Source organism: Myxococcales bacterium, assembly GCA_016703425.1.
GTDB lineage: Bacteria > Myxococcota_A > Polyangia > Polyangiales > Polyangiaceae > JADJCA01.
The window spans coordinates 1378980-1404987 of the sequence record JADJCA010000001.1 but is presented as its reverse complement, the minus strand read 5'-3'; the positions used below and the strand labels follow the sequence as shown (position 1 = coordinate 1404987).

The 26008-nt window shown below is 67.9% G+C and carries 24 protein-coding genes and 1 tRNA gene; 14 read left to right on the top strand and 11 right to left on the bottom strand.

Annotated elements, in window-relative coordinates; all coding sequences use genetic code 11:
- Positions 1-13: 13 nt before the first annotated feature.
- The 3 genes from IPG50_06060 to IPG50_06050 all read left to right on the top strand — a co-directional run bounded on the left by IPG50_06060 (position 14) and on the right by IPG50_06050 (position 3890).
- Positions 14-1945, top strand: coding sequence for a hypothetical protein (locus IPG50_06060; GenBank protein MBK6691757.1), 1932 nt, complete (start codon positions 14-16; stop codon positions 1943-1945).
- Positions 1946-1970: 25 nt separating this feature from the next.
- A complete protein-coding gene (locus IPG50_06055; protein ID MBK6691756.1) occupies positions 1971-3029 on the top strand; it encodes a nicotinamidase in 1059 nt (352 codons plus the stop codon).
- A gap of 78 nt (positions 3030-3107) precedes the next feature.
- Positions 3108-3890, top strand: a complete 783-nt coding sequence (locus IPG50_06050) for a hypothetical protein (protein ID MBK6691755.1) — start codon at positions 3108-3110, stop codon at positions 3888-3890.
- A gap of 45 nt (positions 3891-3935) precedes the next feature.
- Here IPG50_06050 and IPG50_06045 read toward each other — a convergent pair whose 3' ends face one another.
- The 4 genes from IPG50_06045 to IPG50_06030 form a co-directional block, all read right to left on the bottom strand.
- The gene (locus tag IPG50_06045) at positions 3936-4556 is read right to left on the bottom strand and encodes a universal stress protein (GenBank protein MBK6691754.1); all 621 of its coding nucleotides are present in this window, start codon (positions 4554-4556) and stop codon (positions 3936-3938) included.
- 59 nt (positions 4557-4615) lie between these two features.
- On the bottom strand, positions 4616-5059 hold the full coding sequence (locus IPG50_06040) for a universal stress protein (GenBank protein MBK6691753.1): 444 nt from the start codon (positions 5057-5059) through the stop codon (positions 4616-4618).
- Positions 5060-5184: 125 nt separating this feature from the next.
- A complete protein-coding gene (gene clpA / locus IPG50_06035; protein ID MBK6691752.1) occupies positions 5185-7554 on the bottom strand; it encodes an ATP-dependent Clp protease ATP-binding subunit ClpA in 2370 nt (789 codons plus the stop codon).
- Entirely contained in the window at positions 7554-7874 is a 321-nt protein-coding gene (locus IPG50_06030) for an ATP-dependent Clp protease adaptor ClpS (GenBank protein MBK6691751.1), read from the bottom strand. The genes clpA and IPG50_06030 overlap by 1 nt, the downstream gene beginning before the upstream one ends.
- Positions 7875-8194: 320 nt before the next feature.
- On the opposite strand from IPG50_06030, the gene IPG50_06025 reads away from it, so the two are divergent.
- Together IPG50_06025 and IPG50_06020 are read left to right on the top strand one after the other, a co-directional pair.
- Complete coding sequence (locus tag IPG50_06025) at positions 8195-9607, top strand: protein kinase (GenBank protein MBK6691750.1); 1413 nt, start codon at positions 8195-8197, stop codon at positions 9605-9607.
- Position 9608: 1 nt separating this feature from the next.
- On the top strand, positions 9609-10400 hold the full coding sequence (locus IPG50_06020) for a hypothetical protein (GenBank protein ID MBK6691749.1): 792 nt from the start codon (positions 9609-9611) through the stop codon (positions 10398-10400).
- Positions 10401-10440: 40 nt separating this feature from the next.
- Here the strand turns inward: IPG50_06020 and IPG50_06015 are convergent, their stop codons facing one another.
- Positions 10441-10746, bottom strand: coding sequence for a hypothetical protein (locus IPG50_06015; protein MBK6691748.1), 306 nt, complete (start codon positions 10744-10746; stop codon positions 10441-10443).
- 95 nt (positions 10747-10841) lie between these two features.
- On the opposite strand from IPG50_06015, the gene IPG50_06010 reads away from it, so the two are divergent.
- Positions 10842-11723, top strand: a complete 882-nt coding sequence (locus tag IPG50_06010; protein MBK6691747.1) for a tetratricopeptide repeat protein — start codon at positions 10842-10844, stop codon at positions 11721-11723.
- A 33-nt stretch (positions 11724-11756) separates the two neighbouring features.
- Here IPG50_06010 and IPG50_06005 read toward each other — a convergent pair whose 3' ends face one another.
- The 3 genes from IPG50_06005 to IPG50_05995 are packed head-to-tail and all read right to left on the bottom strand — an operon-like array spanning position 11757 to position 15071.
- The gene (locus IPG50_06005) at positions 11757-12959 is read right to left on the bottom strand and encodes a Stp1/IreP family PP2C-type Ser/Thr phosphatase (protein ID MBK6691746.1); all 1203 of its coding nucleotides are present in this window, start codon (positions 12957-12959) and stop codon (positions 11757-11759) included.
- Between the two features lie 9 nt (positions 12960-12968).
- Positions 12969-14243 (bottom strand): FHA domain-containing protein, encoded by a 1275-nt coding sequence (locus IPG50_06000; protein MBK6691745.1) that lies wholly within the window; start codon positions 14241-14243, stop codon positions 12969-12971.
- Positions 14244-14249: 6 nt separating this feature from the next.
- Positions 14250-15071: a hypothetical protein gene (locus IPG50_05995; GenBank protein ID MBK6691744.1), complete on the bottom strand. Its 822-nt coding sequence runs from the start codon at positions 15069-15071 to the stop codon at positions 14250-14252.
- 4 nt (positions 15072-15075) lie between these two features.
- On the opposite strand from IPG50_05995, the gene IPG50_05990 reads away from it, so the two are divergent.
- Entirely contained in the window at positions 15076-15483 is a 408-nt protein-coding gene (locus IPG50_05990; protein MBK6691743.1) for a hypothetical protein, read from the top strand.
- Between the two features lie 1102 nt (positions 15484-16585).
- Here the strand turns inward: IPG50_05990 and IPG50_05985 are convergent.
- The gene (locus IPG50_05985; protein ID MBK6691742.1) at positions 16586-17620 is read right to left on the bottom strand and encodes an aminotransferase class I/II-fold pyridoxal phosphate-dependent enzyme; all 1035 of its coding nucleotides are present in this window, start codon (positions 17618-17620) and stop codon (positions 16586-16588) included.
- Positions 17621-18102: 482 nt separating this feature from the next.
- Between IPG50_05985 and IPG50_05980 the strand changes: the two genes are divergently transcribed.
- Entirely contained in the window at positions 18103-18591 is a 489-nt protein-coding gene (locus IPG50_05980) for an FAD-binding protein (protein MBK6691741.1), read from the top strand.
- Positions 18537-19829, top strand: coding sequence for a GMC family oxidoreductase (locus IPG50_05975; protein MBK6691740.1), 1293 nt, complete (start codon positions 18537-18539; stop codon positions 19827-19829). Before IPG50_05980 ends, IPG50_05975 begins: the two co-directional genes overlap by 55 nt.
- A 24-nt stretch (positions 19830-19853) precedes the next feature.
- Here the strand turns inward: IPG50_05975 and IPG50_05970 are convergent, their stop codons facing one another.
- Both IPG50_05970 and IPG50_05965 read right to left on the bottom strand, forming a co-directional pair.
- Positions 19854-20555: a DUF3025 domain-containing protein gene (locus IPG50_05970; protein ID MBK6691739.1), complete on the bottom strand. Its 702-nt coding sequence runs from the start codon at positions 20553-20555 to the stop codon at positions 19854-19856.
- Positions 20556-20571: 16 nt separating this feature from the next.
- Positions 20572-20646 (bottom strand) — tRNA-Thr (locus IPG50_05965).
- A 207-nt stretch (positions 20647-20853) separates the two neighbouring features.
- Here IPG50_05965 and IPG50_05960 point away from each other — a divergent pair.
- Genes IPG50_05960 through IPG50_05940 form a run of 5 tightly spaced genes read left to right on the top strand, consistent with a single transcriptional unit; the run spans position 20854 to position 25994 of the window.
- Entirely contained in the window at positions 20854-21345 is a 492-nt protein-coding gene (locus IPG50_05960; GenBank protein ID MBK6691738.1) for a response regulator, read from the top strand.
- Positions 21227-22153: a response regulator gene (locus IPG50_05955; GenBank protein ID MBK6691737.1), complete on the top strand. Its 927-nt coding sequence runs from the start codon at positions 21227-21229 to the stop codon at positions 22151-22153. Before IPG50_05960 ends, IPG50_05955 begins: the two co-directional genes overlap by 119 nt.
- A complete protein-coding gene (locus IPG50_05950; protein MBK6691736.1) occupies positions 22128-23417 on the top strand; it encodes a methyltransferase in 1290 nt (429 codons plus the stop codon). Before IPG50_05955 ends, IPG50_05950 begins: the two co-directional genes overlap by 26 nt.
- Positions 23414-23935, top strand: coding sequence for a chemotaxis protein CheW (locus IPG50_05945; protein MBK6691735.1), 522 nt, complete (start codon positions 23414-23416; stop codon positions 23933-23935). The genes IPG50_05950 and IPG50_05945 overlap by 4 nt, the downstream gene beginning before the upstream one ends.
- Positions 23925-25994 carry a response regulator gene (locus IPG50_05940; GenBank protein ID MBK6691734.1) on the top strand — a complete coding sequence of 690 codons (2070 nt, stop codon included), beginning with the start codon at positions 23925-23927 and terminating at the stop codon, positions 25992-25994. Before IPG50_05945 ends, IPG50_05940 begins: the two co-directional genes overlap by 11 nt.
- Positions 25995-26008: the final 14 nt, after the last annotated feature.

Sequence of the window (26008 nt, the reverse complement as noted above, 5' to 3'; positions counted from 1 at the left end):
AGCATCGCACGCCATCGGCTCATCGGCAGGACGAGCCCAGGTGCATCAGGTCTACATCGAGGGCCGTCCCTTCAAGCTCGACCCCGCGAAGTCCATCGGCAAGGGCGGCGAAGCCGATGTCTTCGGGCTCGACGCGCAGCGCGTCGTCAAGGTCTGGAAGTCGCCCGAGCACCCCGACTTCGACGGCTTTCCGGAAGAGCAACAGGCTGCGGAGGCGCGCATCGAGCTCCATCAGCGGAAGATGCGAGAGTTTCCAAACGCGCTCCCCGCCGCCGTCGTCGCTCCGCTCTCGCTCGCGACCGACCGTACGGGGGCGCGCGTCTTGGGGTACGTGATGCCGCTCGTCGCGGGCTCGACCTCGCTCATGTCGCTCGCGGAGCCAGCCCGCCGCGCCGTCACGCCCTCCGACTGGCTGCTCGGGGTCTTCCGCGGATTGCATCACACGCTTCTTGGCCTGCACGCGAGGTCCGTCGTCGTCGGCGACTTCAACGACCTCAACGTGCTCGTGACGCCCGGCGGCGAGCCGCGCGTCATTGACTGCGACAGCTTTCAGTTCGGCCCGTACCTCTGCCCCGTCTTCACGGAGCGCTTCGTGGACCCGCTATTGTGCGACGCTGCGGCTTCTTCGCCCAAGCCGCGACGACCGTTCGATTCGAACGCCGATTGGTACGCCTTCAACGTGCTCCTCTTCCAGGCGCTCCTCTCCGTCGGGCCCTACGGCGGCGTCCACCGACCGAAAGACCCAACGAGGCGCGTGGCCCACGGCGCGAGGCCCCTCCATCGTGTCACCGTCTTCGACGCCGACGTTCAATACCCGAAGCCCGCGCGCCCCGTGGCCGTCTTGCCGGACGAGCTCCTCGAACACTTTCGCGCGGTCTTCGAGCGCGATCAGCGCGGCATCTTTCCGCGCGCCCTGCTCGAGCGCACCACCTTCGCGGCTTGTGCGCGCTGCGGCCTGGAGCACGCGAGGCTCTTGTGCCCCGGCTGCGCGCGACCGACGCAGCTTCCGCCGCTCGCGGCGCTGGCGGCCGCGGGCTCACGCGTCTCCTCGGGCGTCGTGACGGCGACGGAGATCTTCAAGACGACGGGCGTCATCGTGCACGTGGCGCTCGTGGACGGCGCCTTGGTGGTCGTTCACCACGAAGCCGGCGCCTACCGGCGCGAGGACGGTCGTGTCGTCATGTCGGGCCCCTTCGACCCGCGGCTTCGATTTCGCGTCGCCGGCGAAGACACGTGGGTGGCCCGCGACACCGAGCTCGTCCGCCTTCGCGACGGCGCATCGCCGCAGCGGCTCTCCGTGGACGCGACCGCCATGGGCCCGCGCTTCGAGACTCACGGCGCGAAGTGCGTCTGGGTGGATCAGGGCCGGCTGCTCTCGTTGGCGCCGTCGCGCTTCGACGAGGCCGCGACCGAGCTCATCGGTGACGTGTTGCCAAACCAGACGCAGTTTTGGTTGGGGTCGACGTTCGGTGCTGGCTTCTATCGGGCCGGCGGCCTCTGCCGGTTCTTCGTGTTCGACGTCGAGCGCAAGGGGATCAACGACGGCCTCAAGGTGCCGCCGCTTCCCGGTGAGCTCGTCGCGGCTTCCGGCGCGATCTCGGAGACGCACGCCTGGCTCTTCCTCGGCCTCAAACATGCCGGCCGCCTCCGCCACGTTTGCCTCGTGTACTCACGGCGCGGTGAGCTGCTCGCGACGGCGGAGGGCGAACCTGGCGACGGCACGTTCTTGGGCTCTCTCACGGGGTTCTCGGCCGTTGGTGGGGCGCTCTTCGCGCCCACCGACGCCGGCATCGTCAGGCTCGAGATCGAGGCCGGCGGCATCAAGAAGGCTCGCGAGTTTCCCGATACGGAGCCGTACGTCGATGCCGCCTCGGGGCTCCACGCCTCACGGCAAGGGATCTTCGTGGCGTCGCGACGCACGATCGTTCGCCTCGAGATGAAGTAGTTCACAGGAGAGGAGAGTTGGTTCCATGACCGCACAAGCCAAAAACCTGCCGCTGCCCGCCTTTTTTGATCCAAAAAACGCCGAGGCCTTCGCCTACCGGCCCGACCAGGGGCGCCTCTTCGCCGAGGCGGCGACCACGAAGAAGCGGCACCAAGTCACGCCCGCCGCAAGTGATGCCAAGAACGTGCACCTTCTGCTCATCGACGTGCAGAAGGACTTCTGCTTCCCGGAGGGCTCGCTCTACGTCGCAGGGCGAAGCGGCAGGGGAGCGCTCGACGACAACCGGCGGACCGCCGAGTTCATCTACCGGAATGCCGGCGTGCTCACCAACGTGACGGCCACGCTCGACACCCACTTCGCGTATCAGGTCTTCTTTCCCTCGTTCTGGGTCGACAAGAACGACGCGCCGCTCCAGCCGTTTCGAGAGATCACGACCGACGACATCGATCGCGGGGAGGTGCGCCCCAACCCGAGCGTGGCGGCCTGGCTGTGCAACGGCAACTACACCTGGCTCCTCCAGCAAGCCCGGTACTACTGCGCCGAGCTCGAGAGGGCAGGGAAGTACAAGCTCTACCTCTGGCCGCACCACTGCATCCTCGGGAGCGACGGGCACGCGCTCGCGGGCGTTATCCACGAGGCGCGCATGTTTCATTCGTTCCTTCGCGGCACCCAGTCTTGGGTCGAGGTGAAGGGCGGCAACGCGCTCACGGAGAACTACTCCATCATGCGACCCGAGGTGCTCACGCGGCACGACGGGCAGCCGCTCGCGCAAAGGAACACCGCGTTCTTGAAGACGCTCTTGGCGGCCGACGCCGTGATCATCGCCGGTCAGGCGGCGAGCCACTGCGTCAAGAGCTCCATCGATGACCTGCTCGACGAGATCGTGTCGCAAGACAAAGCGCTCGCGAAGAAGGTCTACATCCTCGAGGACTGCATGTCGTCGGTGACCGTCCCCGACGGCAAGGGCGGCTTCGTGGCCGACTTCACGCCGCAGGCGGACGCCGCGAAGCGCCGGTTCATCGACGCCGGGATGCACGTCGTCAAGTCCACCGACGACATCGACCAATGGCCCGGCATGCGCTGAGAGGACGACGCAAACGAAGAAGCTGGAAAGGAGAGTTTTATGAGCAACCAGAACGGCAACGGCAACAACTCGAACGGCGTGAACGCGCCAAATGTGAACGGGCTCTTTCAGGCGGCCCACGCGGAAGGGGTTCTCTCGCCAACGTCGCTTCAGGCTCTCACAGGCGTCGACCTGGGCGCCCAAATCCAGGCGGGGCTCGGCGTCTCCGTCGATGACGTGCAAGCGAGCGAGGTCGTTCTCTTGACGATCATGCCCGACGACTCGGGCTCCATTCGCTTCGGAGGCAACGCCCAGGCGGTGCGCGAGGGTCACAACCTGGTGCTCGAGGCGCTCCGGGCGTGCAAGCAGAAGGACGGCATCCTCGCGCACACGCGCTACCTCAACGGGAGTGTCCTCTATCCGTACCGGCCCATCGACCAAGCCGTGCCTATGACGAGCGCCAACTACGATCCGAACCAGGGCACGCCGCTCTACGATCAGGCCGTCGTGCTCCTAGGCTCGGTGCTCGCCAAGGCACGCGAGTTTGAAGACAACGGCGTTGTGGCGCGGACCGTGACGCTCCTCATCACCGACGGCGCCGATCAGCACTCGACGCGCGCGAAGGCCAAGGACGTCGCGTCGCTGGTGCGCGATCTCTTGCGCGCCGAGAACCACATTGTGGCGGCCATGGGCATCAACGACGGCTCCACAGACTTTCGGAAAGTCTTCCGCGAGATGGGCATCGATGACCGCTGGATCCTCACGCCGGGCGACAATCCCACGGAGATTCGCAAAGCCTTTCAAGTCTTCTCGCAGTCGGCCATTCGCGCGAGCCAAGCGGCCACGTTCAGCAAGACGGCGCTCGGCGGCTTCGTGAACTGACGGGCCGACGGGCCGCGCGAACTCGAGAAGAGCTGAAGCGCAGGGCTACTCGAAGCGGAAGCTCTGGTGGAAGAGTCCCTCTTGGCCGTCGGTGTACGTGTGAGGTCGCGGATGCCGCCGCAAGTGCGTGTCGCAGCGCGCCTTCGGATCACCGGCCTTCGCCTGCGCTGCGACGCAGCCCTCGCAAGCGGGCTCGATGGCCGGAACTTCCGGCGTCAGGCGCACCGTAAGGACGTTGCACGGCGAGTGCCGTACGACCTCCTCCGCGACCGAGCCGAGGAGCGCGCGCGCCAACCCCGTTCGCCCGTGGGTGCCCACGACGATGAGGTCGGCGGCGATCTGCTTGCCGACCTCCGTGATCTCACGGGACGCCTTGCCGGTGCGCACGTGCCCGTAGACGCGGTCCGCGAGGCCCTTGGAGACGTCGGTGCACGCTTCCTCTACCTCCTTGCGAGTTCGGTTGAGCGTGTCGGTGAAGGTCGCCGCCATGTCTGCGGAGCCGACCACGGCCGCGTTGCCCACCGGCGGCGGCACCACGTGAACGACGTGCAGCTCAGCGTTCCCGGAGCGCAGGGCGAGCCCCTTCGCGGCAGACAAGGCCCGCCGCGAATGCTCCGAAAAGTCGTGGGCGACGAGAATGACGAAGGGCGTGTCCGTGGCGGTCATGGCGTTCACCCTCTGGGGTCGAAGTTCTTTGTGGATTGGGGAGGCGGTCTTGCGGAGCGTTAGTCGCGCGGGCCGTGAAGGACGATGACCGGTCGCGTGGCCGTGCGGATGATGTTCTCGGCGACGGAGCCGAGGAGGGCGCGTGCGAGGCCCTTCCGACCGTGCGTGCCGATGACGATGAGGTCCGCGCCGAGCTCCTCGGCCACGGCGTTGACCGTCTCGTAGGCAGGACCCATACGAAGGAGCGTTTCGAGCGGTACGCGGCCGCGGTACTTGTCGGTCAGGTCGGCGAGGGCGGTCTGGGCCGCGGTGCCGATGCGGCTGACGACGTCGCTACTGGCTACGAGGACGCCGTCGGGGAACCCGAGCGCCGGGATCTCGTAGGCGTGCAACAAGACGACACGACCGTCGAACTTTGCAGCGACCTCGATGGCGGTCTCGATGGCCTTCTCGCTGGTCTCGCTGAAGTCGACAGCAACCAGAACAGTTTTTGCGCGGAACATGCGGGCCCTCAAGCAAACGTCGCGCCACGCCGCGGTCGCAGGATCGGCCGGCGGAAGCGACGCCCGCCTAGAATGTCACGCGCTTTTTGCGCGCCAAACGTGCACCCGGTGCGTGGGTTCGCCCGTCAGTGAAGGACTTCGTCCTTCGAGAGCGCGTCGCGCGCGGTGATCTCGAAGGTGAGCTTCGCGTCGGTCTCGTGGCGACCCAGCGCGACGTGACCACCGTGTTCGAGCTTGCCGAACAGGAGCTCCTCGCCGAGCGGCTTCTTGACCTCGTCCTGGATGAGCCGCGCCAAGGGGCGCGCGCCGTAGTCGGGGTCGTAACCCTTCTCCGCCAGGTAGTCGCGAGCGCCCTCGTTGACGCTTAGGGTGACGTTCTTGTCGGCGAGCTGCGCTTCGAGCTCGCGAATGAACTTGCCGACGACGCGACGCATCGTCTCCATCGACAGCGGCGCAAACTCGATGCGCGCGTCGAGCCGGTTCCTGAACTCCGGCGCGAACATGCGCTTGTACTCGCGCTCGGCGTCGCCAAGGGCCTGGCCGGCGCCGAAGCCCACGGCGCGGCGCGCGAGGTCGCGCGCGCCCACGTTGCTGGTCATGGCGAGGATGACGTGACGAAAGTCTGTCGTCTTGCCGTTGTTGTCGGTCAGGCGGCCGTGGTCCATGACCTGGAGCAGGATGTTGAACACGTCCGGGTGAGCCTTCTCGATTTCGTCGAGCAAGAGCAGCGCGTGCGGCGTCTTTGCGACGGCGTCGGTCAAGAGGCCGCCTTGATCGAAGCCGACGTAGCCCGGCGGTGCGCCGATGAGGCGCGAGACCGTGTGCCGCTCCATGTACTCGCTCATGTCGAACCGAATGAACGAGATGCCCATGATCTTCGCGAGCTGCTTCGCGACTTCGGTCTTGCCGACGCCGGTCGGGCCCGTCAGCAGAAACGAGCCGATGGGCTTCTCGGGATTGCGGAGGCCGGCGCGCGCCAGCTTGATGGCGCTCGCGAGCTCAGCCACGGCGGCCGCCTGACCAAAGACGACGCTGCCCAGCTCGGTCTCGAGATCGCGCAGGCGTCCCTTGTCGTTGCTCGAGACCTCACGGGGCGGAATCTGAGCCATGCGAGCGAGGACCGTCTCGACGTCTGACACGGTCACCGCTGACCGAGCGGGCGCCTCCCCCTCGTTCGCGTCCTTCTCCGCGTCTTTCTCGTTGGCAGGTGCGGCATCGCTCGCCGCGAGCGTCGGTGCGCCATCGCGAAGCTTCACCGCGGCACCCGCTTCGTCCAAGAGGTCAATGGCCTTGTCGGGGAGCTTCTTGTCGTGGAGGTACTTTGACGCGAGGTTTGCCGCCGCGAGGACCGCGTCGGGCTCGTAGGTCACCCCGTGGTAGTCCTCGTACTTCGCCTGCAACCCTTTCAGGATGAGCACCGTGTCCTCGAGCGACGGCTCGAGCACCTCGACGCGCTGAAAGCGACGGCTGAGGGCGCGATCTTTCTCGAAATGCTGGCGGTACTCGTCGAAGGTCGTCGAGCCGATGCACTTGAGTCGCCCGCCGCCGAGCGCGGGCTTGAGGAGGTTCGACGCGTCCATCGAGCCACCGCTCGTGGCGCCAGCGCCGACGATGGTGTGGATCTCGTCGATGAAGAGGATGGCGCCGTCGAGCTTCTCGAGGGCCTTGATCACGGCCTTGAGGCGCTCTTCGAAGTCGCCGCGATACCGCGTGCCCGCGACCAAAGCGCCCATATCGAGGGCGTAGACCGTGGATTGGCGCAGAGCTGTCGGCACTTCACCGCCGACGATCTTGAGGGCGAGCCCTTCGGCGATGGCCGTCTTGCCCACGCCCGCGTCACCGACGAGGATGGGGTTGTTCTTCTTGCGGCGCGCGAGGATCTGAATGACCCGCGTGACCTCTTTCTCGCGTCCGATGAGTGGGTCGATCTTCTTTTCTTCCGCCTGGACGTTGAGGTTCACGCAATAGGCGGCGAGCGGGTCTTTGCCCTTGCCGTCTTTCGGGGCGTCCTCTCCGCCGGCGCCGGCGCCGCCGGGCGCGCGGGTCTCGTCGTCTTCGTCGATCTTCGAGACGCCGTGGGACAAGTAAGCCACCACGTCGAGGCGCGTTACGCCGTCAGCCTCGAGCGCTGAGACCGCGAAAGACTCGGCCTCCGAATACATCGCCACGACGATGTTCGCGCCCTTCACCTCTTCCTTGCCGGAGGACTGCACGTGCGCCGCGGCGCGCCGGATCACACGAAGGGCCGCCACCGAGAGGCTCGGCGCGCCGTAGGTGTCGTCGGGCAGCGCTTCGACGTGTTGGTCGATGAAGGTCTCGAGCTGCTTCTTCAGCTCCGGCACGTTGCCCCCGGCGTGGCGAACCACGTCGGCGGTCCCGTTGTCGAACAGCAAGGCATAGAGCACGTGCTCGAGCGTGACGAACTCGTGGTGACGCCGTGAGGCCTCGCTGGTGGCGAGCGAGAGGGCGATGTCGACTTCGGGGCTGATGCGCATCACTCGGGCTCCGCCGTCAGCATAAGCGGCATGCCGCATTGTTTCGCGTGATCCATCACCTGAGAGACCTTGGTCTCGGCGATCTCCCTTGTGTAGACCCCCGCCACACCTTTTCCGGTCTTGTGGACCGTGAGCATGACGTGCGTCGCCTCGGCCTGCGACTTGTGAAAGAAGCTCATGAGCGTTTCCACGACGAATTCCATCGTCGTGTAGTCGTCGTTGTGAAACAGCACCTTGTAGCGGCGCGGAACGACCGGTTTGACCCGGTCGACGACTTCCGTGTCGTCTTGCTCGTTAGGTTTTCGGTCGGGGCCGGCCATGCGCTCTCACGGTTGGGGAGGGGAGGGCCCCCCGCGTCTCGTTTCCCCACGTCGTGGGATGGACTCCGAACATCGATCCGCCGGACGACATTCGCAAGGGGAACCCTGACAAAACCGGGAGTCACGCGCCCTGGGAGGCTTCCAATGTAGGCCCATCCGCGCCACTTCGCCGCCAAAGTTCAAAGCGATCCTTGCCCCTGGCCGTACAAAAGGGAGAAGATCCGGGGGCGCGTAACTTTGTCGCGCGAGCGGCATCGAAGGAGTCAGCAGTGGAGCTCGTCGAAGGGGCGGTGGTCGCAGAGCGATTCCGGTTGAATCGCATGCTCGGCAGGGGCGGCATGGGATCCGTGTGGCACGCGACCCACCTTGGCCTCGACATCCCTTGCGCCGTGAAGTTCATCGAGGGCGAGTTCGCCGCCCTCCCTGAGGCGCAGCAGCGCTTCGAACGCGAAGCCAAGGCGGCGGCCCAGCTTCGGAGCCCCCACGTCGTGCAGATCCTCGACCATGGGATCTCCGAGGGGCGCCCCTACATCGCCATGGAGCTCCTCGACGGGGAAGACTTGGGCAAGCGCCTGACGCGTGTCGGCCGGCTCGCGCCGACTGAGACGGCGACGGTGATCATGCAGGTTTGTCGCGCCCTCACCAAGGCGCACTCGCTGGGCATCGTTCATCGCGACCTCAAGCCCGACAACATCTTCCTCGTGAGAGACGACGATCGAGAGATCGCCAAGGTGCTCGATTTCGGCATCGCGAAGAGCAATTCGACGGGGCTCGATGGCAGCAGCAACACGAAGACCGGCGCCATGCTCGGAACGCCCTATTACATGAGCCCGGAGCAGGCTCAGGGCATCAAGGCCGTCGACTACCGAAGCGATCTCTGGTCCCTCGCGGTCATCGCGTTCCAGTGTGTCACCGGCCGATTGCCGTTCGAGAGCGAGGCGCTCGGTGACCTCCTGGTGAAGATCATCGTGTCGGAGTTGCCGATCCCGTCTCGCGCGGCCTCCGTTCCTCAGGGCTTCGACGAGTGGTGGGCGAAAGCTGCCGCGCGCCAGCCCGACCATCGCTTTCAGAGCGCCAAGGAGTTCGGCGAGAGTCTCCACGCGGTGTTCCAGAACGCCGGCGTATCGGTGAGCACGCCCAACCTCCTCGCTGCGACGCCGCGGCAGCCAGAGCCGAGCCGCCCCTTCGGCATGACGCCACCTTCCGCGATGGCGCAGTCGGTGGTCGCCGGCCAAGGCGCTGCTCCGGCGCTCAACGCCAACGCCACGACGGGCGCCCCCATCGCACGCACCTACAGCGGCATGGTCGACGGCGCTCAAGGCTCCAAGCCGAAGACGAGCGCAGGCTTGGTCGTTGGCGCCGCGCTGATGGGGCTCTTGGTCATCGGCGGCGGTGCCTTCGTCGTCGTGGGCCGAAGCACCAACAAGGCGGCGGCCGTCGCCTCCACACCGGAGACGCCGAAGCCGCCCGTCGAGGTCAAAGCGCCCGAGGCCGCCAAGGTCGAGGCGAAGGTGGAGGCCAAGGTGGAGTCGCTTCCTCCAGCGTCGCCCGTCGGGTCAGTTGAATCGAAGACCCCGGCCGATCCCAAGAAGGACGAGAAGCTCGATGCGCGTGCCGAAGGCAAGGGGCGCCGCAACAAGCCCGCCGTTGTTGGCGCCGCGCCCGCGCCGGTGGCTCCGGCACCGGCGAAGCCCGCGAAGCCGCAGAGCGACGTCGAAAAAATGGGGTTCTGACGTGGCGGGGCCGCGTGATGCCGAGGCGTTGCTTCGCGCGACGCTCGGGATTCAAGAGGCGGACCTCCGATCGTCGTACGTCGCTCATGTGGTGCGCACCGTTTCCGCGAGCCACCGCCCGGCCTTCGCCGAGATGCTCGACGAGCTGTGTCGCCGAGCCGAGAGCATGGACGATGCAGCGCGCGAGTTCGTACTCACGCTGAGCGACGTTGCGAGCCGTTCCGATACGACCGAGGAGGTCCAGCGACTGCGAGAAGAGGCGGCCGGCGGGGCCCTTCTGTCACTGGAGCGCGCGCTGAGGTTGCCTCCGCCGTCGCCGGTGGGGCGCTCGCTTCCGCCGCGCACGACGCGGCCGCCGGACTACGGCTTTGGTCGCCCGGTGACCTTGGGTGAGCGAAAGTCCCTCGCCCGTCGCCCGACCCGCGAGATGATCGAACGGCTCCTCAACGACCCGCACCCCGATGTGATTCGTCGCCTCCTCGGAAGTCCGAGGCTCGTCGAGGAAGACGTGCTTCGCCTCGCGGCCAAGCGGCCCGGCAGGCCCGATGTCTTGGCTGAGATCTCGCGTTCGCCGAAGTGGATCCATCGCAGTCGCGTGCGCATGGCCGTGCTCCTCAATCCCGACACGCCGCCGGCCGTGGCGGCCGCCCTCTCGAGCGTGCTCTTGCGCCAGGAGCTGACGTTCGTCGTCCGTTCGCCGCGGGTCCCGCGGTCCATTCGGGCCCTGTGTCTGGAGCGACTTCGGATGCGACCGCCCATGCCGCCGCCGCCGTCGAAGAGCCCCATTCAGTAGACCTCGCAGGCGCCGCACACCCCACGGGACCAGTCGTCTGTCAGCCCTCGTCGTCGGGCGCAGTCCAGAGGCGAAGCGCGGTCATGCCGATGGCCGCAGCGCAGCCGGGGCAGAGCGGTGGCTCCTCGGCGCGCCTCTCGTCGCCGCGCGTCCAGAGGTACCGGCCGCGGCCCGAAACGGAAAAGGTGTCGTCGGCGGTCACCGCCACGGCCTCGCCACAGACGTCGCAGCGCTCCTCGTCGGTGCTCTTTGGCCCGCCGGTGAGCTCGAAAAGCGCCGCATGGCTCGCGACCACGTAGGTCTTCTCGCTCGCCGTCTCGATCGGCTTCTCGGTCGGTTTTGGCATCGGGGCCAGACCATAGCGCAACGATCCACGGAGCGCCCGTGCGGAATGTTGCCGGCCCGCCGCAACTTCCCTCGGGCCGCCGCCGATGGAGAGGCATGCGCTCTCTTCTCGCCGAAACGTTGCGGTGGCTGGTCGGCGTCGTCGTTCTCGCCGCCGGCCTTCCGGGGTGTGCGTCGCATCCTCCGGTGCCGCCCGCTGCGATTCAGCTGAACGAGGCGGGCGCCCGCGCGCTCGCGGGCGGTGAGTTCGAGGTCGCGGCGGCCCGTCTGGCCCTGGCCATCGAGTACAGCCCGCGCTTCACCGAGGCGTGGGTGAACCTCGGCCTACTCCAACTTGAACGCGGCGAACGCGAGGCTGCGCGCCGCACCTTGCGCCATGCACGCGTGCTCAATCCAAACCTGCCCGCGCCCCACCACGCGCTGGGATTGTGGGCCGAGGCGCACGACAAGCTCTCCGAAGCGGAGGCGCACTACCGCGCGGCGCTGAAGGTCGACCCTGGCTTTCCGCCGTCGCGGGCGAACCTAGGTCGCTTGCTCTTCAAGCGCGCCGCTTGGGATGAGGCGCGCGAACAGTTCTTGCGGCTCACCGAGGTCGCGCCCGGCGAGAGCGTCGGCTTCGTGGGCCTCGTCGAGAGCTACCTCAGGCAGGGGCGCGTTGGCGATGGGGACGCCGCGCTCGACACCGCGCTCCGGCATTTTCCCGAAGCGCCGGAGGTCCTGCTCTTGGCAGCACGTCGGCAGATTCGGCAAGGCCGCTACGCTGAAGCGGAGCGTGAGCTTGCGCGCATCGCCGGCGAAGCAAGTACCGACGCGCACCGCGCGGTGGCGCTCTCCTTCCTCGCGGTCGCGCAATGGGCTCGTGGCGACGCCGCTACGTCGACGTCAACGGCACGCGCCGCGCTCATCATCGACCCGAACCAGGACGTGGCGCGCTACGTCCTGGCTCAGACCGGCGCAAGCCCACCGTTGGCGCGTTGACGGAGCCTGCGGGCGAGGCTCCCGACGCGTTCGCTATCGCAGGAACAACATGGCCGTCGCGCCCACCAGCGCGAGCACACCCACCACGAGCATGATTACGACCGGCACCGGGACGTGCGTTCCGGGGATGTCGATGGGCTCGTCGTCTGCGAACGCTGGCGGCGCGACGCTCGCGGGGCGAGGCGCTTGAGCGGGGCCGTCGGGGTCGCCTCGCCGCGCGAGGACCTCAGCGCTCGCATCGGGACTCGTTTGCGGCCGCGTCACCTCGCCGTGCTCTTCTGGCAGCGAGTACTTGCGGTACTTGAGCGGCTCCGGTGCCTCCGCCAAGAGCGTCTCACCGTCGAAGCGCACCACGATGACCGTGATGTTGTCGTGGCCTCCGGCCTGATTTGCCTTGTCGGTGAGCGCCTTGCAGGCGTCGAGCGGTTCGGTGCAGGTGCGCAAGACCTCGCGGATCTCGTCGAAGCGCACCATGCCCGAGAGGCCGTCGGAGCAGAGCATCAGCACGTCGCCTTTGACGAGCGACGCGAAGGTGAGGTCGACCTGCACCGTGTCCGCGGTCCCGAGCGCCTGGAGGATGATGTTGTTGTGCTCGAAGGTCTCGGCCTCTTCTTCGGTGAGCTGCCCCGCTTCGATGAGCTGATTCACGAGCGACTGGTCGCGCGTCACTTGCACGAGGGTCTCGCCCCGCAAGATGTAGCCACGTGAGTCGCCGACCTGCGCGAGGAACAAGGTCCCGTCGAGCAACGCGGCGGCGGTGACCGTCGTGCCCATTCCGCGTCGCGTGCGATCGGCCTTGGCCTCTTGGAAGATGCGGAGGCCGGCCGTCTCGACGGCGCGAACGAGGCGACGCGCGAGCTCGTCGCGCTCGAGGGGCGCATCGGGCGAGAGGCCGTCGATCATCCGTTCGTAGATGATGTCGATGGCCATCTGGCTCGCGATTTCGCCGGCGGCGGCGCCACCCATACCGTCGCAGACCGCAAAGAGGTGGCCCTGCTTGCCCACCGTTGTGACGCGGCTGCCTTCCTGGAGGCCACGCGCGCGTCGGGTAAGGTCGGCGACGATGAAGTTGTCTTCGTTGTGCTCGCGCACTTGCCCGACGTCAGTGCGGGCGAAAACGTGCAGACCGACAGGCGGCGGCGTCGGCGAGGCTCCCGCCGGCGGCGTTCCCGCAGCCTGCGCTGCGGCGGGCTCCGCCACTGCATCCGTCGACACCGGCGCGTCAGGTTGGCTCACGTGTGCTCCTCACGAAACCCTGCGTGTGGCCGCCGGCCCGGTGGCGGCCACGGGCTCGCCCTGCGCGGGACCCGGTTCAATGCGAAACAGCTGCTGACCGATGCGGATCTCGTCGCCCGGCGCGATGGGCATCTCGCCCCGGGCACGCAAGAACGTTCCGTTCGACGAACCGGCATCGTGCAGAGAGAACGTACCGGTCTTCGCGTCGCGACGCACGAGGGCGTGCCGCCGCGAGAGGAAGGCGTCGTCGGTGAACACGAAATCGCCGAGCTCGCGCCCGAGTGCGACTTCGTCTTTCCTCACGTGGAACACGTCTCGTGTGACCCCTTCGACCGTACGTTGACAGAGACGAGCGTAAACCGGACCAGCGGGCGTACCGAAGAGGGCAGTGCCGTGCTGAGTCGCCGGGCCAAAACCCGCCTCCGCGTCCTTCACAACCTCAAACCTTATCACCTGTTGCCCGAGGAGTATCAAATCTTGGTCCTCGAGCGGCACTCCCTTGTTCAAAGCGCTGGCCGCGTCATGCGCCTCGATGCCCGTCGCAACCGCGCCGTTTTCCGGCGCCGGCCCTCTCACGCGGACGAACGTACCATTGACGGAACCAAGGTCGCGCGCGACGAGGACGCCGGGCCCTGCTTCGAGGCGGAGGTGCCGCGGTGACAAGTACGGGTCCCAGGTGATGATGACGTCGCCCTCGGAGCGGCCGATGTCGAGGCGCTCCGTCAGCTCGAAGGTCGCGTTCGCGGCGCCGTCGGGACCAATGCTCACGACGCGCGCTCGGACGAGCGCGGGGACAAGGTTTGTCTCGGCGCGTGCCGTGCGGTCGGGTTCAGCCAGCGTAGCCCCGCAGAACCTACAGAAGGCCGCCGCCGTGTCGCAGAGGCCACGGCAGCGGGGGCAAGCACGCCCCCGTTCGGCCACGAGAGGCAATTCCGGCGGCGCCGCGATTTGGATGGCCATCGGCGCAATCTCGGCTTGGGCCAACAAGTCTGGCGCCGACGGTCGTGGCGCCGATGGGCGTGACGAGCCGGCTCCCTCCTTCGGCGGCTCGCTCTTGTTGAAGCTCAAGTCGGGAGCGGGAGGCCGGAAAGCACCGTTGGTGTCGACGCGAACGCCCACGGGCGGCGTCGGAGCGGAGACCCGCGCCGCAAGGCGCGCTCCGCAGTCCTCGCAGAAGGTGAGGCGCGCGGGATTGTCCCGGCCGCAGGTCGCGCAAACCACGGTTCGGTGATCGGACAAACCTTCGGCCACGTCAAGGACGCCGTGCGGGGCGTTGGGGAACATCTTGCTTCAACGAGCCCAGGCCGTTGAGTTGCTCGGCGTTGAGAACGGCCAGACGTCGAGCCCCTCGAGCTGGAGATCAAAGCCAACGAGCGACGCAATGCCGCCGCCTCGGACGAGCCCTGCCGAGTCGGTGAACGAGCTAAGCCAAAGCGCCCGGTACGCGATGCCGAGCCCGACCACCGTGTCGCGGGCGATCTGAAATTGTGCTCCCACGCCCGTCGACACGAGCGGCCCCAGCGTCTCCACCCCCCACTCGTTGCCGTAGCCGGCTGCACCGGCGGCGAATTGCACGAAGGGGACCGTCACCCGGCCCGTCTCGACGTAGTAGCGCCCCTCGGCGCGCACCTGTTGGAGGATGCCAAGCCGATAGATGTTGTTCGAGCCCTGCTTCGAGAGCTCGTAGGCAAGGCCCCAATAGAGCGGCCCGCGCGAGCGCTGCCCCGCCCGCATCGAAATGCCCCCGCCAGAGGTCAGAATGCACGGCGCCACGCAGAGCGGTCCCGCCCCCACGACCTGCTCGATGGTCAGTGCCACGCCGTACTGAATCTGCGGCGGCTGGGGCGCGCTGGCACCGGCCGTCGCATCGGTCGCCGGGCTCGCGGCCACCGCTGACGCCGCCGCCGCCGAGAGGGCCGCAAGTATCTCGCCCACGGCGAACATGCTGGCGGGAGGATACGCCATGCCGGTCAGCACAGGTCGATGGCGTTCTCGACCGACGCCCAAAAGGAGCAGCGCGTACGCGGCGAGAGTCTTTCCTTCGCAAAGGAGACTCACCGTATTGACAGCGCGCTCCGCGATCACGTATTCGGCGTGGAGATTCGGAGTCACTCTGATGGAGATTCATCTCGACAAGCGTGCCGTGAAGCAGATTCGACTCTCGGCGCAGGATGCGATCGAAGAGGGCGACACCGAAACGCTCCGTGAGGACATCATGGAGTCGTTTACGGAGGAGCAGGTCGAGGAGATCGAACGCCGCCTCGACAGCGGCGACTTCTTCGAATTTCTCACCGACCTCCTCGATGAGTGGTCCGGCGACGACGCCGACGAGTTGTTCGAGCTGCTCGACACCCAGCTCGGCGATCTCGGTGTCGACATCAAGTTCGAAAAGAAGGCGCCCGCCGGCGACGCCGAGGAAGAAGACGAAGACAAGGACTTCGAGGAAGACGAAGACGAAGAGGACGACGACGAGGAGTACGACGACCTCGACGAAGAAGAGGAAGAGAAGGAAGAGGAGCCGTGACGCTCGCCATCGGCGCCTACCGCGCCGATGCCGCCGCCGATGCCGTTCTGATCCTTCTCTCGATGTAGTCCGGACAAGCCCCAGGGGCCTTGGCCGCTTCGTTGCAAATCACGGCGCTGCACCTCGCGTAGCGCGACGTGGGCATCGTCTTCGCCAGCTTGCGCATCGTCTCGCACGCGGCCTCGGCGCCGCGCGCGCTGAGGTCGAGCAGAGCCACCTCGAAGAGGGCGTCGTCGCGCGACGTCGTATGGTGAAAGTCGTCGACCACCCGAAGGTAGGCGGCGCGTGCGGGGCACGTCCTTCAGGCGATCGCGATAGATTTCCGCGACCCGGAGCGCCGCCGGGACGTATCGCCGACGCTCGTAGGAGCCGACGAGGCTCGTGGTCTCGCGGTCCGCCAGCAGTTCTTCCAAGAGGCCGATGGCGGCCCTCGCATTTCCCTCGCGCAGCTCAAGTTCGGCGGCGCGAAAGAGCGCGTCGTCGCGAAGCGCTCCCTGCGGATAGGGAAAGTCGTGCGCGAGGGCGATGAACGCCGCTTTTGCGCCGCGGAGATCGTCGGCGAGCTCGCGGGCGTTGGCCATTTCGTAACGCACGCGCTCCTCCATGTCGGTCTTCACGAAGTGCTTTAGGTGGGCCTCGAAGAACGCGAGGCGCTGTGGGCCCTCGCTTCCAGCTCGGCGCTCCGCGACGAGAAGGAGGGCGCGCCGCGCGAGGGCGCTCTCCGGGTGCGCGATGGCGAAAGCGAGGAGCGCCGCGAGGCCTTGTTCTTCGTCGACGGCAAGGTCAAGGAGGGCGCGTTCGAAGCGTGCGCGCGTGGCGTATTCGCCGCGCCCCGCCTGAAGCGCGTCGTAGAGGCGGGCGGCGTCCTGCCGGTTTCCGCTTTGCGCGTAGCTCGACGCGGCGAGGAACGTCGCGTAGTCGCGCTCCCGCGGCTCCTTGGGCACCGTCGCCGCCTGCTCGTAGAGGGTTGCGGCTTCGCCGTGGCGACCCGACGTTTTCGCGCGATCGCCCGCCGCCAGGGCGCGGACGAAGGATGTGTCGCGCGACGGTCCGCACGCCAAGGTGGCGACGCAGGCGAGCGCCGTCATCGCGCTGCGAGCCTTCATGTGCGCGCGCGGACCGCTTCCAAGGACTCGGCAAGGATCGCGGCGCATCGGGCGATGTCCTCGCGGCGAACGTCCAGGTGAAGCACGGCGCGAAGGCGCCCCGGCGCCGATGGGTTCAGCAAGAGGCCGCGGGCTCGCGCCTCCGCGGAGACCGCCTCCGGCGCGAGGCGCTCCACGTCGATGTTGACGATGTTGGTGTCGATGCTCGCTTCGTCGACGACGAGCCCAGGCACGGACGCGAGCTTTTGGCCGAGCGCCCGAGCCTTGTCGTGGTCTTCCTGGAGCCGTTCGACGTGATGGTCCAGCGCGTAGAGAGCAGCCGCCGCCAAGATGCCCGCCTGCCGCATGCCGCCGCCCCACATCTTGCGAAAGCGACGCGCCTTCTCCACGAGCGCCGCCGTGCCAAGAAGGGCGCTCCCGACGGGGGCGCCCAGTCCCTTGGAGAAACAAATGCTCACCGTATCGAAGGGCGCGGCGAGGCGCGCGAGCGGGAGCTTCGAAGCCACGTGAGTGTTCCAGAGGCGCGCGCCGTCGAGGTGAAACGCGAGGCCGTTGGCCCGGGCGACGGCGCCGATGCGCTCGATCTCGGCTTCGGGAAAGATTCGACCGCCCGCGCGATTGTGCGTGTTTTCCACGCAGATGAGCGACGTGCGGGGGGAGGTGTAGGCGCGCGGCTTGATTTCGCGCTCGGCGTCTTCGGCGGTGAACAGTCCGCCCCGACCGGCGATCGCGAACTGAACGCCCGAGAGCACCGGCGCGGCCCCCGATTCGTGGAAGACCGGGTGGGCGCCCTCGCCGACGATGACCTCGTCGCCGGGCTCGGTGCTGCAGCGAATGGCCAGCTGGTTGCCCATGGTGCCCGACGTCACGAACAAGGCGGCTGGCTTGCCGAGCATCCTCGCGATGCGGGCTTCGAGCTCGCGCACCGACGGGTCTTCGCCGTAGACGTCGTCGCCGACCGGGGCCGCCGCCATCGCAGCGCGCATGGCCGGCGTCGGCTGCGTCACCGTGTCGCTCCGGAGATCGATCATGGTGCTCGTATAGCGTTTCTACCGCGCTGCCGGGACCCCCCTGAGCGGCCGCGCCCAGCCCCCGCGACGGCGGCGTGGGGCGCACTCCCACCATAAGTGCGAAGCGCGTTGCGCACCTGGTCCCGTGCCCCATAATCACAAATATCTCGAAGAGGTAATCCGCTTGTCCAGGGAACCTGCGAAATCATTTACTCAGATCGGGACGCCTTCAGGGCCTCTCTCGAACTGGGAGCTTTGCTGGGCGCGACGAGCGTTCGAGGCCTTGTTCGGTGGGCCGATGGCGCCCGTCGAGCCGTCGCAGGTGCCCTTCGAGGCTGGCCTTCAGTCCTACCTCGTGGGCGTGCCCTCGCGGGCGCGCTTCGGCATTCGCCTGGCGCTCGTCGTCTGTGTTGGTGCGCTGTGGCTTTCCGGCGGTCGCTCGGCGCACACGCCGGCCGAGGCCCGCGCCGAAGCCCTGAATCGGCTTCTCACGAGCCGCATCTATGCGTTCCGGCAGCTCGCGACGTTGCTCAAGATGGTCGGCACGCTGCTCTACGCCCGCGTGCCCGAAGTGCGCGGGGCCATGCTCGGCGCTGCGGCTGTGCCGAGCGCGACCGTTTCGGGCACGCGCCTCGTACGTCGCGCCGACGAGGGAGGCCACGATGCCGCTCGACGGCTGGCCTGACACGACGGGCGCCTTGCCCGACGAATCGCTGCCGGAAGGCGCCGCCGTCGATGTTGCGACGCCCGGGCCCGACGTTGACGCGATCTTCGACGTGATCGTAGTGGGCTCCGGCGCCGCCGGCGCAGTGGCGGCCTTTCGTCTCGCTGCGAGCGGCTGCTCCGTGGCCATCGTCGAGGAGGGGCCGTGGATCTTCTCCCGTGACATGAAGAGGATCTCCTCGACGGCTTCCGAACGCTCTTTCGCGACGCGGGCATGCAGGCGCTCGAGGGCCGCGCGTTCATGCCGCTCTTGCAGGGCCGATGCGTAGGCGGCAGCACGGTCATCAATTCGGCCATCGCGTGGCGCGCGCCGGAGGACGTGCTCTCGGACTGGACCACGCGCTTTGGCGTGGGGCCGACGATGCACGAGCTCGAGCCGCACTACCGGGCTCTCGAGGCGGAGCTCTCCGTGCAGCCCGTGGCGGAGCACGTGCTCGGCGAGAACAACCGTCGCTTGCTCGCCACGAGAGGGGTTGAAGCCAGCGGCACGGGCCTCGAGCCGTCGGTGATGCGCCGCTACGACGGAGGATGCGAGGGGAGTGGGCGCTGCTTGACCGGCTGTCCAAACGGAAAAAAGCAGTCGATGAACGTCACCTTCGTGCCACGGACGCTCTGGCGCGGCGCCCGCATCTACTTCAACGCAAACGTGTCCCGCATCACCTTCGACGGACGCCGCGCCGACGGAGTCTTGGCCACCGGCACCGGACCCGAGGGGCGGCGCGTTCGTTTGCGCGCTCGGAGAGCCGTCGTGATCGCTGCGAGCACCGTGCAGAGCCCTCAGCTTCTGCGACGCAGCGGCATCAAGAACCGTCACCTCGGCGAACACTTTCAAGTGCACCCGGGGCTCGCGCTCCTCGGCCTCTTCGCCGATCCCATCGACATGTCGTTCGGCGCGACGCAGGGCGCTGAGAGCGTCGCGTATCGAAAGGAGCGCTTCAAGATCGAAGCCATCTCCATGCCGCCGGGGCTCGTGCTCGCGCGAATGCCGGGCGTGGGGCCGGGCCTCCTTGAGCGAATGCGCGACTACTCCCACGTCGCCATGTGGTCCATTCAGGTGCGCGCGGAAGCCGAGGGACGAGTCGGACGCACGCTCTTTGGGCGCGAACGCGTGACCTATTCGCCCACGCCCCGCGACATGATGACGGCTCGGTACGGTCTGAGCGTCCTCGCGCGACTCTTCTTCGACGCGGGCGCGCGCGAGGTGTGGCCCGGCGTCCATGGATTGCCCCCAACCCTTGCGCCTTCCGACGTCGGCAAGGTCCTCGGCGGACCCACCGATGCGCGCGCCTATTCGTTCATTGCGACGCACCTCTTTGGTGCCGCGCGCATGGGACCCGACGCCGCATCGGGCGTGGTGGACGGCGACGGCCTCGTCTACGGCACCGAGGGGCTCTACCTCGTTGACTCGAGCGTTTTTCCAACGAACCTCGGCGTCAATCCGCAGCACACCATCATGGCCATCGCGAGCCTTCTGGCGACGCGTCTCGCCGATCGGATGGCGCGCTGAGCGCGCCGCATCGCGGAGGGCGAACTAGCGGAAGAGTTCCATGAGGCGCACGCGCGGCAGGTCCTCGGGAGTGATGGACGCCTCCCGGTCCGCCAAGCGAAGGGCCACGCTCTCGTCGGGGTCGCCGGGAACGACGATGGCTCGAACCATCGGCCACGCCGAACCGAGGACGAAGCCCTCGTAGATGGCGTGGCCGAAGACGACGGCGCGCGCCCGTCCTGCCGCGACCGATTCTTCAATGGCCGCGCCGCTCGTCAGCGGCTCGGGGCTCTCGACGACCAAACCGCCCTCGTCGAAGAGCGCCAGTGCGTCTTGCGCTCGCGTTCGGGCACCCGGCAGGCGCCCCGTCGCGGGGTCGAGGCCGAGGCGCACGAGCTCGAACTGACGCGCGTGGAGGCTCCACTTGGCGCGCGGGTGAATCGCCCAAACCAGCGCGTTCAAGAGGTCGTGCCACGAACCGCTCCGCGTCGGGACGGTGCGGTGCGTGTGGATGGCGCCGTCGTAGAGGCTGTCGAGGCTGCGCGGGCCGACCCGTCGCTCCGGCGCTCGGACAAACGAGACCCCTGCGAGCGGTGAGAGTCGCTCGTGGATCTGCTCCGGGGAAGGAAACGCTGCGAGCGTTTCAAAGAGCGACGCGGGGCCGCGCACGGCCGCGAAGACGGCGTGTTCTTCGGCGAAGCGAGGCCGCCACGGCACCTGGGCTCTGAGCGCGCGAAAGGCGGTCATGGATGCGACGCCCCACTGGAGCCACCTTGGGGACTTGAACCCCAGACCTGCGGTTTACGAAACCGCTGCTCTACCGCTGAGCTAAGGTGGCGACCCGTGCGAGAGGCGAGCCGCCCGCAACGTGGACGCGCAACATACGCGCCCGTGCGGTTCAGTCAAGCACGCTGCGCGGCCTGTAGTGCCCACTCTTACCTATTTGTCCTCCTCCTGCGGCGATTCGCACCGAAGGGCCGACTTGGCGTAGAGTTCTTTCGGGCCTCAAAGACGCGCGCACCAGCGCGGCCGAAGGGGAGGGGACATGCACAAGATCCTAATCGTCGATGACAACTCGACGATGCGGCAAATCCTCAAGCTCTACATGATGGGGAAGATGCACACCTTCCTCGAGGCCGATAGCGCCCAGCGGGCGTTTGAGATTCTCGAGCAAGAGTCCGTCGACCTCCTCATCGTGGACATTCACCTCGGCAGGATTGACGGCGTCGAGTTCGTCCGAATGCTCCGTGAGAAGGATGCGTCGGCGCGTGACGTGCCAGTGGTCTTCATCAGCGGGGATCGCGACGGTAGCCAGGCCGTCACCGGCCTGAACACGGCCCGAGCACGTTCCTGCTCAAGCCCCTGGATCGCGAGAAGCTGGTCCAGGTCGTTGACTCGCTGTTGCCGCGGAAGGCCGGGTGAGTCGAGAGCGGTCCGCGGAGAAGGGGCCGCTCCAGCCGAGCCGCGGCGGAGCCGTCGCTCAGGCCCTTCCGCAGGTTCTGCTCGTCGACGACAGCGCGGCCATCGTCGCCTTTGAGGCGGCCGCCCTCTCTGGGCTCTACGCGCTCTCCACCGCCAGCGATGGCGCCGCGGCGTTGCAGCGCATTCGCGACGTGCGTCCGGCGCTCGTGCTGCTGGACCTCTCAATGCCCATCATGGACGGCGACCGCGTTGTCGAGGCGGTTCGCGCCGACACGTCGCTCGACGACGTCGCCATCGTGATCGTCTCGACGGAGCGGGAGCGAGCCCAGGCGTTGCTCAAGCTCGGGGCCAACGGCTTTCTCCCGAAGCCACTCAAGGCCGATGAGCTGCGAGCCACGGTGGCGCGGGTCCTCGAGGAGGTCGCGCGTCGCCAAGCCTCCGCGACGGTGCCCATCTTGCCGCTGCGGATCGGCCGCGTGGAGCTAGCCGTCAACGTGGAGCGTGTTCTCGCCGTGTCCTTGATGCCGCGCACCATCCCGCTTCCGGCGGGACCTCCGTTCATCAAGGAGATGCTCGACGTGCACGGCGAGCCGGTCGCCCTCTTCGACCTCGCGGAACGCTTGGGCGAGCCCTACGAGCTCTCGCGTGTAGACCGAAAGCTCGTCCTGATGCGCGCCGGCGATCGCGTGATCGCCTTCGCCGTCGACGAAGTCCGCGAGCCGATGCTGGTACCCCGCTCCGAAGTGGTCCTCCGTGCTTCCTTCGCCGGTGGTGAACATGAACCCCTTCGCGCTGTGCTCGAGGGGGTCGTCAGGCGCCCCGAGGCGCCGCTTCCATTGCTCGACGCGGCGGCGTTGCTCTCACCCGCCGCCGTCGAGTTCATCGCATCGGGCGTTCGTGCAGCAGCACAATTTGCGCCATGAACGACAAGACCTTGCGCCTCCTCGTGGCACGCGTCGCCGAAAAATTGGGTTTCGGCCCGACGCGATTCCCTACGCGGGGGCCGCGCAGGCGATTCGCGCACGTTTCCCGCGAAGCCTCGCGCCGGCGGAGGTCGCGCGCCGTGTTTCCTCCGGCGACGCCGAGCTCGAACGGACGCTGCTCGAGGCGGTGTCGGTCGGCGAAACGTTCTTCTTTCGGCATCCGGAACACTTCGGATTGCTCGTCGACTACCTCGCGTCGGTTCCGCGGAAGGACAGCCTCGTGGTCTGGAGCGCGGGCTGCGCGACCGGTGAGGAGAGCTACTCAGTCGCCGCGTGCCTGACGGCGAGCTTTCCCGGCGTCGACGTTCGGATTCTCGGCACCGACGTCGCGGCACGAAACGTCCTGGCCGCGTCGCGTGGGACCTACGGCGCGTGGTCGGTGCGCGATGCGGGGCCGATCCTCTTCCCCGTGTTCGACGCGCAAGAAGGAGACCCTGGCGCGTACACCGTCTTGCCGCGGATTCGCGCGTGCACGTCCTTTCAGGAGCACAACGTGCTCGACGAGCCTCCGGCGCCGGGGCGCTTTGACGTCGTGTTTTGTCGCAACGTCCTGCTCTACTTCTCCGAGGATGCCGCGGCGCGGGCCATCGAGCGCCTCGCCTCGGCGCTCGCGCCCGGAGGCCTGCTCGTCTTCGGAACCCTCGACTTGGAGGGAACTCCGCCGGGGACGGAGCGATTCGGGCCGCGCGAGGCGAACATCTTCGTGAAGCGCGGCCCTGCGCGGAAGACCAAGCGACCGTCGCTTCGTGCGCCGGCCCCGCTCGCACCGGTCGCTTCGCCGCGCAAGTCGGTCAAACCACCGCCGCGAGCGCGCTCGGTGCCGCCACCGAAGCTCCCGTCGCCTTCGATGGCACCGGCGGCGCCGCCCCGCGTCGCGCACGACGACGCGAACATCGCCGTTCACGTGTCCGTGCTCTCGGCCCTCGAGCGCGGTGACGCTGCGCGCGCCGAGGACCTGCTCGTGGCGCTACGAGCCTCGTCGCCGGACTACTTGCCGGGACTCTTCGAGCTCGCCGTCGTGCTTGCGCGTCGGGGCCAGCGCGGCGAGGCTGAGTCGATCATGCGAGACATCCTGCGTCGCACACGCACGCTCGATTCGCACGAGGTTGTCGTGGGGCCCGAGGAGCTGACGGTCGCGTATTACCGCGTGGCCGCCGAGGCGTACCTCGGCTTCGCCGTCGCCCCGGGAGGAGAGCGGCGATGAAGGAGTCGCTCTCCCCCGGCGCTCAGCGTTTGCTTGAGGCGCGGGCGATTCGCCTAGCGGCGCCGGCTCACGAGGCGGCGAGCGAAGAAACCGTTTGGTTGGCGACGTTCGCCGTGGGTGATCTCGAGGTTGGACTACCGCTTGACGCGTTGCGCGCGGCGCTTCCGCTGCGTCGCGTGACGCCGGTGCCGCTCGCGCCGCCGGAGGTGATTGGCGTCCTTCGCTTCTCTGGTGCGGTCCTGCCCGTCTACAGCCTCGCGTTCATGCTCGGGGGGCAGCCTTCGCGTCGTGATTCTACGCACCTCCTGGTGGTGGAGCGCGGCGCCGGACGACTCGTCGCCTTTGACTGCGTTCAAGTACCCCTCGCGACGACCCGGCCCGCGCGCGAAATCGAACTGGCTCGCGCTCGCACGCGCGAAGGAGAGCCGCTCACGGACGTGATGCTCGGTGACCGTGTCCTCACGCTCGTCGACGTGGGGCGCCTGTGTGCCGTCTGGGAGAAGAAGCGTGGCGCTTGATCCGCTCCTCGCTCCGCTCGTGCGTGGCTTCGCCGCCGAAGCGGAGGAGATCGCCGAGACGATCACGCGCGCCCTCTTGGATCTCGAGAAGGGCGGAACCGAGGGCGCCGACGAGCACTATCGGGAGGTCGCTCGCGGGCTCCACACGCTGAAGGGAACGGCCGGCTCGCTGGGCCTTTCGAATTTGTCGGAGCTCGCCCATAGGCTCGAGGACCTCGTGGGGCCCCTGCGCGCGGCCCGCGAGGCGATGTCCGCCGACGTCGCCGACCTCGTCTTGAGGGGCCTCGACTCCTACCTGACGACGTTGCGCGCCACCGCCGACGGCCGCGACGATTCGGCCGCCGAGGTCGCCCTGGGCGTCCTTGAGCAACCGTCGCCGACGTCGCGCGCGATGCTGGAGGAGCTGGCGCCGGCGTCCCAGGAGTTCGACGAGGTCGACATCGCGCTCCGCGTCGACGCGAAGAGCGCCACGGAATTGATGCGGCGCGTAGAGTTCCTGCGCGAGCTGCGGCTGCAGTTGGGGGACCGGCGCAGGGCCTTGCGCCAATCTCTGATCGCGGCGGAGCGCTTGCCTAAGGGGCAGACGGGGGAGCTTCGAACGCTCCTCGCTTCCCTGGACCGCGGCCTCGGCGCCGATGAAGAGCTGGCCGGTGACATCCTTCAAAACCTCGAAGAGTCGCTGCGGACCGTGTTCCTGCAGCCGCTGCGTACGGTCTTGGAGCCACTCCATCGCGGCGTGCGCGATCAGTGTCGGTCGGTCGGCAAAGAGGCGGCGCTGTCGATCGTCGGCGCGGAGATATCCCTCGACCGTCGACTCCTCGATGCGCTCCGCGCCTCGGTCGTCCAGCTCTTGCGCAACGCCGTGGACCACGGCATCGAGAAGCCCGACGACCGGCGCCGCGCCGGCAAGCACCGCGAAGGAAGCATCGTCGTCCGTGTCACGCAACACGGAAACCTTGTCTCCGTCGAGGTGTCCGACGACGGTGGGGGCATCGATCTCGAACGCGTTCGCGCCGTCGCCATCGAGCGCGGCGTCGTCGCCAAGGACGTCGCCGCCGGGTTGACCGAGCGCGAGCTGGCGGGGCTCATCTTCGCGCCTGGCTTCTCGACGAAGGCGGAGGTCACCAAGACCAGCGGACGCGGCGTTGGCCTCGATCTCGTGAAGGAGCGCATCGAGGCGCTCGGCGGCGGCGTTGTCGTCGACAGCCGCGCGGGGCAGGGGACGCGTGTGGTCTTGGATTTGCCGGTCGAGTTCGGCAGCTCGCCGCTCCTGGTCGTTGGTGTCGGCGATCACGAAGTCGCGGTGCCGATGCTGTCCGTCGAGTCGGTGCTGCGCTGCGAGTTGAGTCAGGTGACAGCCTTGCGCGGAGAGCTGCGCTTGTCGGTCGCCGCGGAGCTCGTGCCCATCCACGACCTCGGCGCGCTGCTTGGGGTTCGCTTTGAGCGCGCACCCACCAAGGGGGCTCCGCTGCTCCTCGTGCAGAGCCAAGGGCGGCGAGCCGCGCTCTTGGTCGACACTGTGCTCGGCGAGCGCGATCTCGCGATTCTCGCGCTGCCGGCGGAGCTGCGACACCTCGCGGCCTATCAGGGCGCCTCCATGGAGGCCGATGGGCGGCTCCTCATGGTGGTCAAGGCCGAGTGGGTGACGGACTCGAAGGTCAGCTCGGCGTCGTTGGAACGGCGGGCCCTGGTGATCGATGACTCGCTGACGGCGCGGGCGCTTCACCGCGCGATCCTTGAAGCAGGAGGCTTTGGGGTCCACGCGGTGAGCAGCGCCGAACTCGGCCTCGAGGCTCTCCGCGCGACCACCTACGAGGCCGTGGTGTGCGACATCGGAATGGCGGGGATGGACGGCCTCGCCTTCGCGGAGGCGCTGCGCGCCATTCCGGAGCGAGCGTCGACGCCGCTCGTTCTGGTGTCCGCGCGCGCCGACGCGGCGACACAACGCGAGGCGCTGGCGCGCGGCGCCGACGCCTTCGTCACGAAGGCCGAGTGCGCGGCGGGGCGCCTCTTGGCTGAGGTGCGCGGCGCTGTCACGCGCCGCCGGGGGGCGGCGTAGTGCGCAACGTTCGC